Source organism: Planococcus citreus (genome assembly GCF_003664125.1).
In the GTDB taxonomy this organism is placed as follows: Bacteria; Bacillota; Bacilli; order Bacillales_A; family Planococcaceae; genus Planococcus; species Planococcus citreus.
Genome location: NZ_RCCP01000002.1, coordinates 169,185 through 184,031 on the forward strand (window position 1 = coordinate 169,185; position 14,847 = coordinate 184,031).

15 protein-coding genes are annotated in these 14,847 nt (G+C 50.1%); 1 reads left to right on the plus strand and 14 read right to left on the minus strand.

From position 1 onward, the window contains the following. Positions 1–41: 41 nt before the first annotated feature. Both yqiS and DFR62_RS09060 read right to left on the minus strand, forming a co-directional pair. Positions 42–974, minus strand: a complete 933-nt coding sequence (gene yqiS, locus DFR62_RS09055) for a phosphate butyryltransferase (RefSeq protein WP_277751597.1) — start codon at positions 972–974, stop codon at positions 42–44. Positions 975–1,081: 107 nt separating this feature from the next. Continuing rightward, positions 1,082–3,124, minus strand: a complete 2,043-nt coding sequence (locus tag DFR62_RS09060) for a sigma-54 interaction domain-containing protein (protein ID WP_121299928.1) — start codon at positions 3,122–3,124, stop codon at positions 1,082–1,084. A 128-nt stretch (positions 3,125–3,252) separates the two neighbouring features. Between DFR62_RS09060 and DFR62_RS09065 the strand changes: the two genes are divergently transcribed. Further along, positions 3,253–3,489 carry a DUF2627 domain-containing protein gene (locus DFR62_RS09065; protein WP_101190263.1) on the plus strand — a complete coding sequence of 79 codons (237 nt, stop codon included), beginning with the start codon at positions 3,253–3,255 and terminating at the stop codon, positions 3,487–3,489. Positions 3,490–3,559: 70 nt separating this feature from the next. Here DFR62_RS09065 and DFR62_RS09070 read toward each other — a convergent pair whose 3' ends face one another. From DFR62_RS09070 to DFR62_RS09125, 12 genes are all read right to left on the minus strand, one after another. Continuing rightward, positions 3,560–4,291, minus strand: a complete 732-nt coding sequence (locus DFR62_RS09070) for a glycerophosphodiester phosphodiesterase (protein ID WP_121299929.1) — start codon at positions 4,289–4,291, stop codon at positions 3,560–3,562. A gap of 202 nt (positions 4,292–4,493) precedes the next feature. After that, a complete protein-coding gene (gene spo0A / locus DFR62_RS09075) occupies positions 4,494–5,243 on the minus strand; it encodes a sporulation transcription factor Spo0A (RefSeq protein ID WP_121299931.1) in 750 nt (249 codons plus the stop codon). Between the two features lie 33 nt (positions 5,244–5,276). Further along, a complete protein-coding gene (gene recN / locus DFR62_RS09080) occupies positions 5,277–6,974 on the minus strand; it encodes a DNA repair protein RecN (RefSeq protein ID WP_121299933.1) in 1,698 nt (565 codons plus the stop codon). Between the two features lie 18 nt (positions 6,975–6,992). Further along, a complete protein-coding gene (ahrC, locus tag DFR62_RS09085; protein ID WP_058380870.1) occupies positions 6,993–7,442 on the minus strand; it encodes a transcriptional regulator AhrC/ArgR in 450 nt (149 codons plus the stop codon). Positions 7,443–7,618: 176 nt separating this feature from the next. Beyond that, positions 7,619–8,464 (minus strand): TlyA family RNA methyltransferase, encoded by an 846-nt coding sequence (locus tag DFR62_RS09090; protein WP_121299935.1) that lies wholly within the window; start codon positions 8,462–8,464, stop codon positions 7,619–7,621. Then, positions 8,461–10,371, minus strand: coding sequence for a 1-deoxy-D-xylulose-5-phosphate synthase (dxs, locus tag DFR62_RS09095; protein ID WP_121299937.1), 1,911 nt, complete (start codon positions 10,369–10,371; stop codon positions 8,461–8,463). Before dxs ends, DFR62_RS09090 begins: the two co-directional genes overlap by 4 nt. Before the next feature lie 94 nt (positions 10,372–10,465). After that, positions 10,466–11,344 carry a polyprenyl synthetase family protein gene (locus tag DFR62_RS09100; RefSeq protein ID WP_121299939.1) on the minus strand — a complete coding sequence of 293 codons (879 nt, stop codon included), beginning with the start codon at positions 11,342–11,344 and terminating at the stop codon, positions 10,466–10,468. Continuing rightward, positions 11,341–11,577 (minus strand): exodeoxyribonuclease VII small subunit, encoded by a 237-nt coding sequence (xseB, locus tag DFR62_RS09105; RefSeq protein ID WP_058380874.1) that lies wholly within the window; start codon positions 11,575–11,577, stop codon positions 11,341–11,343. Before xseB ends, DFR62_RS09100 begins: the two co-directional genes overlap by 4 nt. Beyond that, complete coding sequence (xseA, locus tag DFR62_RS09110; protein WP_121299941.1) at positions 11,578–12,930, minus strand: exodeoxyribonuclease VII large subunit; 1,353 nt, start codon at positions 12,928–12,930, stop codon at positions 11,578–11,580. Between the two features lie 72 nt (positions 12,931–13,002). Further along, the gene (gene folD / locus DFR62_RS09115; RefSeq protein WP_121299943.1) at positions 13,003–13,878 is read right to left on the minus strand and encodes a bifunctional methylenetetrahydrofolate dehydrogenase/methenyltetrahydrofolate cyclohydrolase FolD; all 876 of its coding nucleotides are present in this window, start codon (positions 13,876–13,878) and stop codon (positions 13,003–13,005) included. Between the two features lie 17 nt (positions 13,879–13,895). Then, positions 13,896–14,285 carry a transcription antitermination factor NusB gene (nusB, locus tag DFR62_RS09120; RefSeq protein WP_121300285.1) on the minus strand — a complete coding sequence of 130 codons (390 nt, stop codon included), beginning with the start codon at positions 14,283–14,285 and terminating at the stop codon, positions 13,896–13,898. Between the two features lie 165 nt (positions 14,286–14,450). Next, positions 14,451–14,846 (minus strand): Asp23/Gls24 family envelope stress response protein, encoded by a 396-nt coding sequence (locus DFR62_RS09125; protein WP_058380877.1) that lies wholly within the window; start codon positions 14,844–14,846, stop codon positions 14,451–14,453. Position 14,847: the final 1 nt, after the last annotated feature.

Below are 14,847 nucleotides of genomic sequence, written 5' to 3' on the forward strand. Positions count from 1 at the left end.
AGCAGTCAAATGGCAAGGTTCCCCTTGGATACATGCTGCTTTTATAAAGTCGCTGAGCGCAAGGCTAGAGCGAGGGAAAATAATTTACTTTCTGAACTGTCGGCGCGCGATGTCAACACGATCGGTGCTTTAGCACCCGCGATGATGCCACCGACCTTGGCTTTGGAAAAATAGACGAGCGATTTATAGAGGATGTTGCCGGCTTCGATATTCGGCACTAGCAAAATGTCTGCGTGTCCCGCCGTATCCCCTTCAATGCGTTTATGCTTTGCCGCTTCGACGGAGATTGCATTGTCCAAGGCAAGCGGCCCGTCAACGACGCAATCGGTGATCTGGCCGCGCTTGTTCATGGCGGTCAGTGCTGCAGCATCCAAGGTCGCCTGCATTGCAGGATTGACGACTTCCACCGCCGCCAGCGCCGCCACGACCGGCAATTCGACCCCAGTTGCCCGCGCCACCTGGACGGCATTGCGGATGATCTGGGCTTTTTCCTGAAGTGACGGTTCGAGGTTCATGCCGGCGTCAGCGACGAAAATGAGCCGGTCATAGCCTTCGACTTCAAAAGCTGCCACATGGGACAGTACCGAACCTGTGCGAAGTCCGTAATCCGCGTTAAGTGCTGCTTTCATCAAAGTAGCGGTCGGGATATGCCCTTTCATCAAGACGCTGGCGTCATTCATGAAGACAGCCCTTACCGCTTCTTTAGCCGCTTGCTGAGGGCCATTCACATGATGGAGCGCCAGTTTTGGATGCCCTTTCAAATGCGGGAAATCAGCTGCGATTAATTGCTTCAATGTTGCTTCGTCATCGTATAGATGAAAGCTTGCGAGGTTTTGGTCGAGCGCTAATGAAATGGCTTCCATTACTGCGTGGTCAGCTGCTGCTGCAACTGCGACTGCATGCTCGTCCTGCAAGTCGATTTCATCGACGATGTTCTGCAAAGTGGTCATATCTATCACCTCATTCTTTTTAATTAAAACAGAAGAAAGCTTGAGATATAAGGGATGTAAGCGTTTTATTTGCAAAATACGGCAGTTCTCTTTGCAAATTCTTGCAAAACCTTGCAAAGAGTTGCAAAACCTTATAGTAGTCCGAATTTTTCCAATTTATAGTATAAAGTGCGCAAGGAAATCTGAAGCTGCTTGGCGGTTTTTGATTTGTTCCCTTTTGCCTCTTCTAGTGCACGATGAAGGATGCCGCGTTCAACCGTTTCCAACTGCTCCTGCAATGGCGCAGACGCCGGAATGACCACTTCGTTTTTCGCTTCTTTTGCCTTCAGCATATTCAGGGGGATATGCTCTTCTGTCATCGTTTTGTCGTTCATTTGCATGAAGATCATCGAGCGGCTCAAAATGTTCTCCAGTTCCCTCACATTGCCTGGCCAATCGTACATTTTCAAAAATTGCAAAGCTTTCTCCGAAACATTTTCGACGTTACGCCCGTATTCCTGGTTAAGCTTCAACAGCAGCCGGTCGACGATGCGCGGAATGTCTTGTTTCCTGCTGCGCAGCGGAGGAATCAAGATCGGCATGCGGTTCAGCCTGTAATACAAATCTTCACGGAACGTGCCGTCAAGCAGCGCTTTTTCCATATTGGCGTTGGTCGAAGCGATGACACGGACATTGACGGGAATCGGTTTGGTCCCGCCAATCCGCATCGTTTCGTGTTCTTGCAATACGCGCAGCAATTTGCTTTGGATCTGCGGTGACAACTCCCCGATCTCATCGAGAAAGATGCTGCCGTTGTTCGCCTCTTCCAATAATCCACGCTTCGCTCCGGTCCGGTGTTCAATCGTCGCACCTTCTTCGTAGCCGAACAATTCGGCATCGAGCTGCTCACTCGATACCGCCGCGCAATTGACGCGAACAAATTTATTGAATTGGCGCTCGCTGGCGCTGTGGATCGCATGGGCGAATAATTCCTTGCCCGTTCCAGACTCCCCGCGCAGCAGCACCGTCACAAGCGTCTGTGCAGCTAGTTTCGCTTGCTGCAACGATAATTGCATTTCAGGGGACAAGCCGATGATGTCATCGAATGTATATTTCGACTCAAGCGTCCGGATGATGCTCCTCGCCCGGTCCAGCTCTTTCATGAGAGAGCGAATTTCTGTCGTGTCATGGATGACCCCGACACTTCCCTTTAATTGGTTATCGACGATAATCGGTGCCACATTGACGATGACTTCCCGTTTGGCCGGTCCGACTTTCAAATTAACGCCACGCACGGGCTTTCGGGTTTGCAAGGCTTTGAAGTGCATGCTTTCGCCTTCCGAAATGTCTGCAGATGCCGGGCGGCCAATCACTTGCTCCATCTCAAGACCCGTGATTCTTGTATAGGCCGGATTGACAAGCAAGCCGTTACCTTTTTCGTCCACCACCGAAATGGCATCGTCGCTGGATTGGATGATCGCTTGCAGCATCGTCTGAATTTCTTTCAGGTCAGTAATTTCCTCTGCAAGCGAAACCACTTCCGTGATGCCCTTGAACACCGCGAAGGCACCGATCAATTCGCCGGTTTCATCGATCATCGGGAAACGGCTCGTGACGATTTTCGATCCGTCTTTCAGTTCAAGCTCCCGGTTCAATTCCGTCCTGCCCGTCTCGATGATCCTCGGCAATTCGCTCATCGAAATCAATTCATGGATATGGCGCCCGATGGCTTCGCCTTGCTTGACCGAAAGCATGCGTGCGGCACTGCGGTTGATGAAGTTAATATGGTTGTCCAGATCAATGCCAACCATGCCTTCATCGATTGAATTGAAAATGATCGACCCTTTATGGCTTTCGTTGCTCAGTCGATTAATGTAATGCTCTTTCTCATCCATCAGGCGGACGAAGATGTTCGCGACGCTGCCAGGGATAATGACCGTCCGAGGGGGATAATAGCGGCGCAGCCGCTGCGTCAAGTCGTCGTCGCCGGTTACATTAAAAACAATGTCGACCGTTTTCGGCAATTCCCGATAATCTGTGCCGATGGCAATGCGGAATTTTTCAGCTTGTTTTAACGCTGGCGCATCCTCGTGAATATCTACTACACCTTCGACGTGAAACCATCCAGATTCGACGAGCAACTTTAGTATCGCGGACCCACCAATCCCTCCACCAATAATGATCACTTTTTGCAATTCTCTTCAAACCTTTCTGTCCCGATTCGTGCAATGAGCTGCACACATATTTCTAGCGTACCGCAGGGGACAATTCTTGACAACTTTGAGTGGATTGGAAACAATGGAACATGAAGGATGTGGAATAGATGGGACGATTGATTGCATTTATCATTTTGCTCATTCCCGGCGTCATGGCCGCTTACGGCATCAAATTAATGCGGGATACCCTTTTTAATAAATTGCTTGAACCGTATCCGGCTCTTTGGATGCAATTCACGCTCGGGACGCTTTTTACAGTAATTGGCATCGGTTTCTTCGCCGGATTCCTGTTGAACCGCGACCGTAAAAAAGGCAATGTGTCTGAACGGTTCCAGAAGCGATAAATGAATGCAGGCATTTGAACAAATTAAAAAGAACGCCAGGAACCTTAGTTCCTGGCGTTCTTTTTCGTTGTTACGGTTGTAATTTGGTGGTTTCCTGCGCCCATACTGCTTTTACGCACGCAGGATAGTCTGTGATGATCCCTTTGACCGAAGGGTGAAGCTTACGCAGAATGCGTTCATGCCCCGATATGCCATATAGCCGTACCGGTTTACCCATTTCGGCAATTGGTTCAATCCATTTTGGCTTATGAAACCTCTTATGGAAGTGGAAGCTGTCGAGCCACTGGCAATTCTCCAGCTCGTTCCACTGCACGGCGCGTTTCAAGATCCACGCTATCTCAATATGCGGCATCAAACTTTTCATCTTTTTAAGAAGTTCCGCATCAAAAGAAGAGAGATGCACACCTTCTGCCCCTTCCAACAACGCGCAGACAATCTCAGCGCCCTCGGGATGCCTGGAAACCGATGATTTCAACTCGACATTTAGCGGAATGCCTTTCTTTTTCGCCCAGTCGATCACTTCATAGGCCAGTGGAATCGAATGGCGCCCAAAACGCTTGAACCTTTTGCGGATCGACAGCGACTTCAGCGATTCGTACGGCATTTTATGAATATCCGCTTGCGTCCCCGCCAATCGCTTTAATTGATCGTCATGGTAAACGATCGCGATGCCATCCCGTGTCATCTGGATATCAAGTTCGATGCCGACTTGCAATTGATGCGCCAATTCAAATGCTTGCCATGTATTTTCAAGCGCATGCCCCGAGGCCCCGCGATGCGCATAAATTTCAATTTCAGACATAGCTTCCTCCCCTTTTCTGGATAGGACCTAACTTTAATCATTTATTTTATCATCTCATGAACTAGCTGCAAGTGTGGGGCTTTCTTGTGGGCGTTTTTTGATTTTTCTATATTTCCTTATGTAGTTTAATACATTTATTACTGATGCGCTGTCGCGCAAAAAAAAACCGAAGCCCTTCACAGGCGACGGTCGGTAACTATGATTATTCGTTTGTGCCAAGGCTGTCGACGATCATGGCGATGAATTCGGAATTGGACGGCTTCGACTGGAGGTGCGATTCACTATAGCCGAACACGCTAGCAATATGCGCGATTGACTCGCTGCGCACCCACACTTGCCCGATGGCATGGCGGATCGATCTTTCCACTCGCGCCGCCGTCGTATCGAATTTCAAGGCGATTTTCGGGTACAGCTCTTTTGTCACTTTGCCAAGGGCGGAAGGTTCATCCACGACGATTGACACGGCCGCTTTCAAATACATATAGCCTTTCAAATGCGGCGGCACGCCGATGTCTTTCAATCTCAAGGTAATGAGCTCGTCTTTTGTCACCATGCCGCTCTTCGCTGTTTGGTCGCCATTTTTCATGATATGGTTAATCTGGACGACCAGTCGCTCGGTTTCGAACGGCTTCATGATAAAATAGGAAGCCCCGTAGTCAGCCGCTTGGCTCATGATCGACTCCTGGCCGAATGCCGAAAGCATGATGACGTGGATCTTGCTCATGCGCTCATCGGAACGCAGGACATCAAGCACGGCAATCCCATCGAGATACGGCATGATGATGTCGAGAAGCAAAATATCCGCTTCGGTCTGTTCCAGGATGCCGATGCATTCCCTGCCATCGTACGCAACGCCCACCACTTCCATATTTGGCTGCGATTCAAGAAACTCAGTCATCAACTCCACGAGTTCACGGTTGTCATCGGCAATGGCGATTTTTATTTTCTCCATAATTTTCTCTCCTAAAATACAGGCTCCGGTCCCTTATTTCATCAACAGCTTCCGGTCCCTCGCCAAAGTCAGCAATTCATCAGCATGCTGCAAGGTCAATTCGGTGATTTCCGCCCCTGACAGCATACGGCTCATTTCTTCAGTGCGTTTGCGCCCTGCCAGTTCTTTCACTGATGTGGTCGTGCGGTCTTTCGATACTTTTTTCTCGATAAATAAATGCTGGTCTGCCATGGCGGCGACTTGCGGCAAATGGGAAATGCACAGCACTTGGGAATGACGGGCGATGGCAGCGATTTTCTCGGCAATTGCCTGCGCCACGCGCCCGCTGACTCCTGTATCGACTTCATCGAAAATGATCGATGTGATACCTTGGTGTTTGGAAAAAATTGTCTTCAGCGCGAGCATCATGCGCGACAATTCACCGCCTGATGCGACTTTCGTCAACGGTTTCAAAGGTTCCCCGACATTCGTTGAGATATGGAATGCGATGCTGTCCTGGCCGAAACGGTCGAATTTGCCTTTTGGCAGCAAGTTGAATTGCACCGAAAAAGAGGCTTTTCCCATATGGAGCTCTTTTAGCTGCTCCATGATCGCTTTCGATAATTTGGCTGCCGCTTGTTTTCTCAGCATCGTCAGTTCTTCCGCTTCGATGCGCAAATCCTCGGTCAATTCCTTTAGTTTCTCCTGATCGAGGCGCAGACGCTGGTCGCGGTTAAGCAATTTATCAAGCTCGTCCGCTTGCTCTTCCTGATACAATAGCATGTCCTCAACCGACGCGCCGTATTTGCGCTTCAAGGATTGCAATAATGCCAGGCGCTGTTCGATTTCGTTGAGCCGCTCCGGGTCGAACTCCAGCTGGTCCAGAATGCGCTTGATTTCCGTCGACGTGTCTTGAAGCTGATAAAACGCCCCTGCAACCGATTCCGACGCTTCCTGGAACTGTTCATCGACCGCGGCTGCGTGTTCTAGTTCGCTCATCGCATTGCCGACCCAATCCAGCCCTTTCGACTCCCCTTGAATCGCTTCATGGGCTTGTGAAATCGATTCGAAGATTTTGGTGAAATTCTGCAATCGTTTGCGTTCTTCCAGCAAAGTTTCTTCTTCCCCCGGCACGAGCTGGGCTTCTTCGATTTCACGCAATTGGAATGTCAATAAGTCGATGCGCTGTGCGATTTGCTGCTCGTTTTCATTATAGCTGGCAAATTCACGTTTCAATTTCGTGTATTTATCAAATGTATGGCTATAGCCTTCCTTGGCTTTGGTCAATAATTTCCCGGCAAATTGATCCAATAGATGAAGATGCTGCTTTTCATCCATCAATTCCTGCGTCTCGTGCTGGCCGTGGATGTCGATCAACGCAGCCCCCACTTCCCGCAAAATGGAAATGGTCACGAGTTTGCCATTGATGCGGCAAACGTTCTTGCCTTTGCCGTTCAGCTCGCGGCGCAGCAAAACATCGCCGTCGCTCGCCTGGATCCCGAAATCGTCCAGTTTTTTATGCACCGGATGCTTTTCGCTTTCGATGTGGAACAAGCCTTCAATTTCAGCTTTTTGGGCCCCGTGGCGAATGAATTCCTGGCTTCCTCGCCCTCCGGCTAGTAAGTGCACGGCATCGATGATGATCGATTTCCCGGCACCGGTTTCCCCTGTCAGAACTGTCATGCCTTCTGTAAAACTGACCGATAATGTATCGATAATCGCAAAATTGCGGATATCCAATTCTCGCAGCATATACATCCACCTCTTTAATTAAAGCATTTCAATCAAACGCTGTTTCAGCACTTCGCGGTGTTCCACGTCACGGCAAATGATTAAACACGTATCATCGCCGCAAATGGTCCCTAAAATTTCTTCCCAATCCAAATGGTCAATCAATGAACCGATCGCATGGGCATTGCCCGGCAAGGTTTTCATGACCAAAAAATGGCTGGCCCCATCGATGCTGACGAACGCATCGGTGAGCGCACGGTGCAGTTTCTGCATTGGGTTAAAGCGCTGGTCCGCCGGCAAGCTGTATTTATAGCGCCCATCCTGCAATGGGACTTTCACCAAATGCAGTTCCTTGATATCGCGAGAAACGGTCGCTTGCGTCACTTCATAGCCCGCAGCTTTCAATAAGTCGACCAAATCATCTTGCGTTTCGATTTCGCGATTTGAAATCAAGTCGCGGATTTTGATATGACGTTGTCCTTTATTCATGGTGCTCCCCCTTGAGTGAATAATTATTCCATATACTTTATATCGTACATCTAAACCACTTTGAAAACAAGGAAACTTCCTGCCCCACTAGAACTATTTACCCCTTATAGGCTAGCTTCACTCATTTTCAACGGCAAGACAGAAAAAAAGGGCAGGGAATGAATTCCCCTGCCCGGTTAATCGGATTGTGTGTTTTTTTCCTTGAATGCTAAATGGGCACGCTCCACCGTTTGAGCGAACGAATGCGCATCCGGCAATTCACTTTTTGTTGCCTGTTCATTGGAAACAAGATGGAATAAAAACTCGATATTGCCTTCACCGCCGGTAATCGGTGAATGGGTCATGGCCTTGACTTCAAAACCGCAATCGACCGCATAAGCAGCCACTTTTTGCAGCACTTCCTGATGCACCTTCGGATCGCGGACGATGCCTTTTTTGCCGACTTTCTCACGCCCTGCCTCAAACTGCGGCTTAACGAGTGCGATGCAATCGCCGCCCGGGACCAAAATGGTCTTCAGTACCGGCAGGATAATTCGCAAAGAAATGAAGGAAACGTCAATGGTCGCCACTTCCGGCAAGCCTTCCTGAAAATCTTCAGGTTTCGAATGGCGGAAGTTGGTGCGTTCCATGACGGTGACGCGTGGGTCTTGCCGGATTTTCCAAGCCAGCTGGTTGTAGCCGACATCGAGCGCATAGCCATGGCGGGCACCGTTTTGCAATGCACAATCGGTGAATCCCCCCGTCGATGAACCGATATCGAGCATCATTTTGCCTTCCACCGCAACATCGAATTCAGCGAGCGCTTTTTCCAGTTTCAAGCCTCCGCGGCTGACATAACGCAGATCGTTGCCCTTTTTTTCAAGCGGCGCATCTTCAGGGATTTTTTCGCCGGGTTTCTCAAGGCGTTCAGTTCCTGAGAAAATCACCCCGGCCATAATGGCGCGCTTGGCTTTTTCACGTGTTTCGCAAATGCCCCGCTCGACTAGCAGGACATCCACCCGTTCTTTTTTCACTTTATTCATAGAGCGTTCGACCGCTCCTGCTGTTGTGAATTTTGCTTCACGCGTGTTTTCACCTTTTTGACCACTTCGTCGCTGTTGAGATGGATTTCGTCCATCAACTCGGCCACATCACCGTGTTCAACAAAGAGATCCGGAATGCCCATGCGGTCGATGACAGCTCCTTCGTGGCCGTTGTCATGCGCGTATTCGAGTACCGCGCTCCCGAAACCGCCTTGCAAGACCGCTTCCTCGATTGTCAGAACCGGCACTTTGCGGCCGAAAATCGATGCGAGCATTTCTTCGTCGAGCGGCTTGATGAAGCGTGAGTTGACGACTTCCACTTGGATTCCTTCTTCGCGCAATTGCTCAGCAGCATGCAGCGCCATCGGAATCGTCGTGCCGAATGCCAAGATGACGGCATCCGTTCCTTTTTCCAACACTTCCCAGCTGCCAATTGGGATGGCTTTCAGTTCATCGTCCATCGGTACTCCGAGGCCGTTGCCACGCGGATAGCGTAACGCAATCGGTCCGCCATTGTAATCGATTGCCGTTTTCACCATATGCTGCCCTTCGTTTTCGTCTTTTGGCATCATCAAGACCATGTTCGGGAGATGGCGCAAGAAGGCGATATCGAAGACACCTTGATGCGTTTCGCCATCCGCCCCGACAAGGCCCGAACGGTCGATACCGATAAAGACATTCAAGTTCTGGCGGCAAATATCGTGGACGACTTGGTCATACGCACGCTGCAGGAATGTCGAATAAATGGCCAGGAATGGCTTCATTCCTTGCGTCGCAAGTCCCGCAGCCATCGTGGTCGCATGCTGCTCGGCGATGCCCACGTCAAACATGCGCTCAGGAAATTCAGAGGCAAAGCCTTCCAATTTGGAGCCGACAGGCATTGCCGGCGTAATGGCGACGATGCGCTCATCGGTACGGGCAAGCTTGCGTGTAGTTTCAGCGATCAAGCCGCTCCACGAAGGAGCAGTGGATGAAGATTTCACTAAATCGCCCGTTTCCATTTTATAGGGCCCAATTCCGTGCCACGTGCCGATTTTATCCTGTTCAGCCGGCAAATAGCCTTTGCCTTTTTTCGTGATGACGTGAAGTAGGACAGGGCCTTTTGTTTTTTTCGCATATTCCAGGTTGTCTTCAAGTTCCTCGAGGTCATGCCCATCGATCGGGCCGAGGTATGTGAATCCGAGTTCTTCGAAGAACATACCGGAAACGACCAAATATTTCAGGCTATCTTTGACGCGCTCAGCCGTAGAAGCGAGCTTGCCGCCGACTGCCGGCACTTTTTTCAGCAAGTATTCGAGATCGTCTTTGACTTTATTGTATTTTCCGGCCGTCCGCATGCGCCCAAGTACGCTATGGAGCGCCCCGACATTCGGTGCGATCGACATTTCATTATCGTTGAGGATAACAGTCATATCGGTTTGTGCGTGCCCGATATGGTTTAGTGCCTCAAATGCCATGCCGCCGGTCAATGCGCCGTCGCCGATGATCGGAATGACGTAATTATTGTCTTTTTTGATATCGCGCGCTGCCGCCATGCCCATTGCCGCAGACAAGGAAGTGGAACTGTGGCCGGTCTCCCAGACATCGTGATCGCTTTCGTTGCGTTTCGGGAATCCGCACAGGCCTTTGAATTTACGCAGCGTGTCGAATTGATCTGCACGCCCAGTCAAAATTTTATGGACATAGGACTGATGCCCGACGTCCCAGATCAGTTTGTCGTCTGGGCTATCAAAGACACGGTGAAGCGCAATCGTCAATTCCACCACGCCGAGGTTCGGGCCGATATGGCCACCGGTTTTCGAAAGATTTTCTATGAGAAATCGACGGATATCTTCACTTAAGAGCTCCAATTGCTCAGGATTCAGCTCTTTTAGGAAAGATGGACCAGTTATCGAATGAAGATCCATTTGCCATCACACACCTTTTTTCTATATTTTCCTGTATTGTTGTCTCCCCATATTATAGCAAGACAGGGCAAATGTACAAACAAGAGCCCTATTTTCAGCTTTTTCGTTGGACGATCAGCTCGGTCAATTCTTTCAATAGCTGCTGTTCACCAGGCAGTTCCGCAAGCGCATTAAGCGCTTGTTGTGCGTGATAATCCAGTTTTTCTTTCGCTTTCGGCAAGGTCAAAATGCCGGGATACGTACTTTTATCGCTCGTTTCATCCTTACCGGCTGTTTTTCCGAGCTCCTCAGAAGTGCCTGTGACATCCAAGATATCGTCCTGGATCTGGAAGGCCAATCCAAGATGGCGGCCAAATGTTGAAAGCGCCACCAATTGCTCGGAACTGGCTCCTGACAGGATGGCTCCTGAAATGATGCTATAGGTCAATAGAGCGCCTGTCTTCAATAAATGCACTTGCTCCAATTGTTCCAAGCCCAGCTGCTTTTCTTCCCCTTCGATATCGAGAACCTGGCCGCCGACCATGCCTTCTGCACCAGCCGCTGTCGACAATAAGTCGATGAGCCGTACTTTGTCTTCAGCGGACACATCTTCGAGCCGTGCCAAGATGCCGAAGCTGAACGTCAACAAGGCATCTCCCGCCAAGATGGCGACTGCTTCCCCGAACACTTTGTGGTTGGTCGGCATGCCGCGCCGCAAATCGTCATTGTCCATGCTCGGCAAATCATCGTGGATCAAGGAATATGTATGGATCATTTCAATTGCAGCTGCCACTTTCAGGGCATCCGGATGGGCTGCCCCTTGTTCATGCATGGTGGCGAGCACAAGCATCGGACGGATGCGCTTACCTCCTGCTTGCAATGAATAATGCATCGATTCTTTCAAGGATTCCGGAATGGCCAATGCTCTGATCAACTCCGCCATCTCCTGCTGGATGACCGGTTCATAATGGGTTCTGAATTGTTTTAAGTTCATTGCGCATTTCCTTCCCCTTCGATTTCAGCAGGCACTTCTTTTCCATCTTTCATCATCGTCACCAGCTGGGTTTCGGCATTCTTCAATTTATCGTGGCACAACTTCGATAACTCCATGCCTTTTTGGTAAAGCGTCAGCGCTTCTTCGAGCGGCACATCGCCTTGTTCGAGCAGCTTGACGATTTCCTCCAACTGCTCCATTGCATCGTTGAACATCATGTTATTTTCTGCCATTTAGTCGCGCTCCTTATCTTTTGGGTTGATCGCTTCGATGACGGTTTCGACTTCCCCGTCTTTCAATGAAAGGCTCAGCCGGTCGCCAAGCTTCAACTGCTCCACTGATTTCACCACTTCGCCTTCTTTGAACGGAATCGCATAGCCCCTGTCCATGATCTTCAGAGGACTAAGCGCATCCAGTGTCCGGATCGCAGACTTTAATTGCTGGTCCCGCTGCCGGAAAACTTGGGTAATGTGCTGGTCGAGCCGGTCTCCGAGACTGGCTAAATCGCGTTCAGCCTGGCGGATGCGGTCAGACGGGTTGCGATTTTCCAATTGGCGTGAAAGCATGGCCAACCGGTCGCTTGAACGCCTGGCCGTCAACACGGTCTCACGCTGCAGCGCATCCGTTGCCCGCTCGATGCGTTCGATGAAAGGGCGGTAGAGCCGGTCCGGGTATGCCATCGGATAGGAATTTTGCAGTTGCGTCAGGCGAATGCGCCGTTGTTCCAAATCATTCGATAGGAACCGGAACATCACTTGGCGCTGTCCCATGACCCGTTCGAGCAGTTCAATGCGGCTCGGCACTGCGAGCTCTGCCGCGGCTGTCGGGGTGGCTGCGCGCAAATCGGCCACAAAATCAGCGATTGTCGTATCGGTTTCGTGGCCCACCGCCGAGATGACCGGAATGCGCGAATCATAAATCGACCGAGCCACTGCCTCTTCGTTAAATGCCCACAAGTCTTCGATCGATCCGCCGCCGCGCCCGACAATCAAGACATCGCTATCTGTACGGTTCGCTTGCTGGATGGATTGGACAATCGATTGGACGGCTCCCTGGCCTTGCACCAGTGTCGGAAATAGCACGATTCGAGCAAGCGGGTAACGGCGCCTGAGCGTCGTGATGATGTCGCGCACCGCTGCCCCGGTCTGTGCCGTAATGACTGCGACTTTTTCAGGGAATTCAGGCAACTGCTGTTTATGCGCAGCATTGAATAAGCCTTCTTTGCTGAGCTTTTCTTTCAACTGTTCAAATGCCAAATAATAATCGCCGATGCCGTCAGGCTGCATCGACTGGGCATATAATTGGTATTGTCCCGATGCTTCATACACAGAGATATCCCCACGGATCAAGACGGTCATGCCGCTTTCCGGACGGAATTTCATCGATTTCGCCTTCGCCGAGAACATGACAGCCGGCATGCGTGCTTTCTGGTCTTTCAACGTGAAATAGATATGCCCGCTTGTATGGATTTTTACGTTTGACAGCTCCCCTTTTACGTAGACATCACGCAAATGGGGGTCGGCGTCGAATTTCTTTTTTATGTATTTCGTTAACGCTGCAACACTTAAGTACGGGTCGGTCGCCAAAATGTCAACCCCTGTCTATAGAAAGTAAAAAGCTGTCTTTCTTTCGAAAAACAGCTCTATTTGCTATTCATTTTACACGCTTTCGGCAGCTTTGTCTTTCGATAATCCTTTTTCAGCCGACAGCAATGTATTTTCCATCAGCATGGCGATGGTCATCGGCCCAACGCCGCCCGGTACAGGCGTGATGAAGCTGGCTCGTTCGCGCACCGCCTCGAAATCGACGTCGCCGCACAGCTTGCCGTTTTCGTCACGGTTCATGCCGACATCGATGACGACTGCGCCTTCTTTGATATGGTCTGCCCCGATGAACTTCGCACGGCCGATTGCCGCAATGATGATGTCCGCCTGCTGGGTCATCGCTTTCAAATCCGGTGTTTTCGAATGGCAATAGGTCACGGTCGCATCTTTTTGCAGCAGCAATTGGCCGACCGGCTTTCCGACGATATTGCTTCGGCCAATGACGACGGCATGCTTGCCTGCAGGATCGATGCCGTAATGCTCAAGGAGCACCATCACCCCGTGGGGCGTACATGGCAAAAAGGTGTCCTTGCCGATCATCAAATTGCCGACGGAAATCGGGTGGAAGCCATCGACGTCCTTTTCGGGATCGATTGCCGTGATGATCTTGAATTCATCGATCTGGGCAGGAAGCGGCAATTGCACCAAAATGCCGTGTATGTCCGGGTCGTTATTCAATTCATCGATTTTCTCGAGCAGTTCTTGCTCGGTCAGTGAAGCAGGGTATAAGTGAAGATCCGAACGCATGCCCAATGATTCACATGTTTTCTTTTTGTTTTTGACATAAGTTTGCGAAGCGGAATCATCGCCCACTAAAACGACCGACAGGCCAGGGGTGATTCCGTTTGTTTTCAGTTTCTCTACACGTTGTTGCACTCGCTCTTTAATTTTCAGGCTTACGGCTTTTCCATCAATCAATTCAGCAGTCACGTAGATTCCTCCAATGATTAGTTCGCAGTTTGGTCAGTGAATTTCGAAAGAACGCCGTTGACGAAACGGCTTGATTTATCGTCCCCGAAGGTCTTGCTCAATTCGATCGCTTCGTTCATGACGACGCGGCTTGGCGCATCGTCCATATATTCAAGTTCGAAAACAGCCATGCGCAAAATGGTGCGTTCTACCTTCGGCAAGCGCTCAAGCGACCAATTTTCCAAATGGCCTTTCAGTTTTTCGTCGATTTCCTGTTGCTTGCTGTTGGTGCCTTCTACTAGCAGTTTATAGAACTGGTCGGTTTCCCCGTCCATGACATGTTCCATCGCTTCTTCAATCGTCAATTCGGTTCCATCGAGCTGGAATAGCGTCTGAAGCGCTTTTTCCCGTGCTTCGTGTCGTTTCATCATAATTCCGGTCTCCTTTTTCAAGCTGATTATCCCCCCATTATACAGGTAATCGCGCGGAACTTCCAAGTTTGAAATGTTCCAACAAATCACCGCTGGCGCAGCGCATCCATAAAAAAGAAGGCTGGCCGAAACATGCATCAGCATGTCCGGGCAGCCTGCTTATCAGTCCACTTGGGGATTGTCGAAATGTATACCGGTAATGTGCACATTCACTTCCTGCGTCTGCAGCGAAGTCATGGTCTCCAAGGTCTGGCGGACTTGTTCCTGAATTTTCTTGGCGGTATTCGGGATCGATACGCCATAATCGATAACGCAATATACGTCGATCGCCAGGCCTTCATCCGATAGTTCGGTTTTGATGCCTTTGCCATGGACTTTTTTGCCCAAACGTTCAACGACGCCTGAAGCAAAATTGCCGCGCATGCTGGCAACGCCTTCGATATCGGTCGCAGCGATGCTGGCGATGATTTCCAGCACTTCCGATGCAACTTCGATATTCCCGAGATCCTGAGCACCGGGTGATTTCATTTTTACATATGGGATTACTTTTTCTGCCATT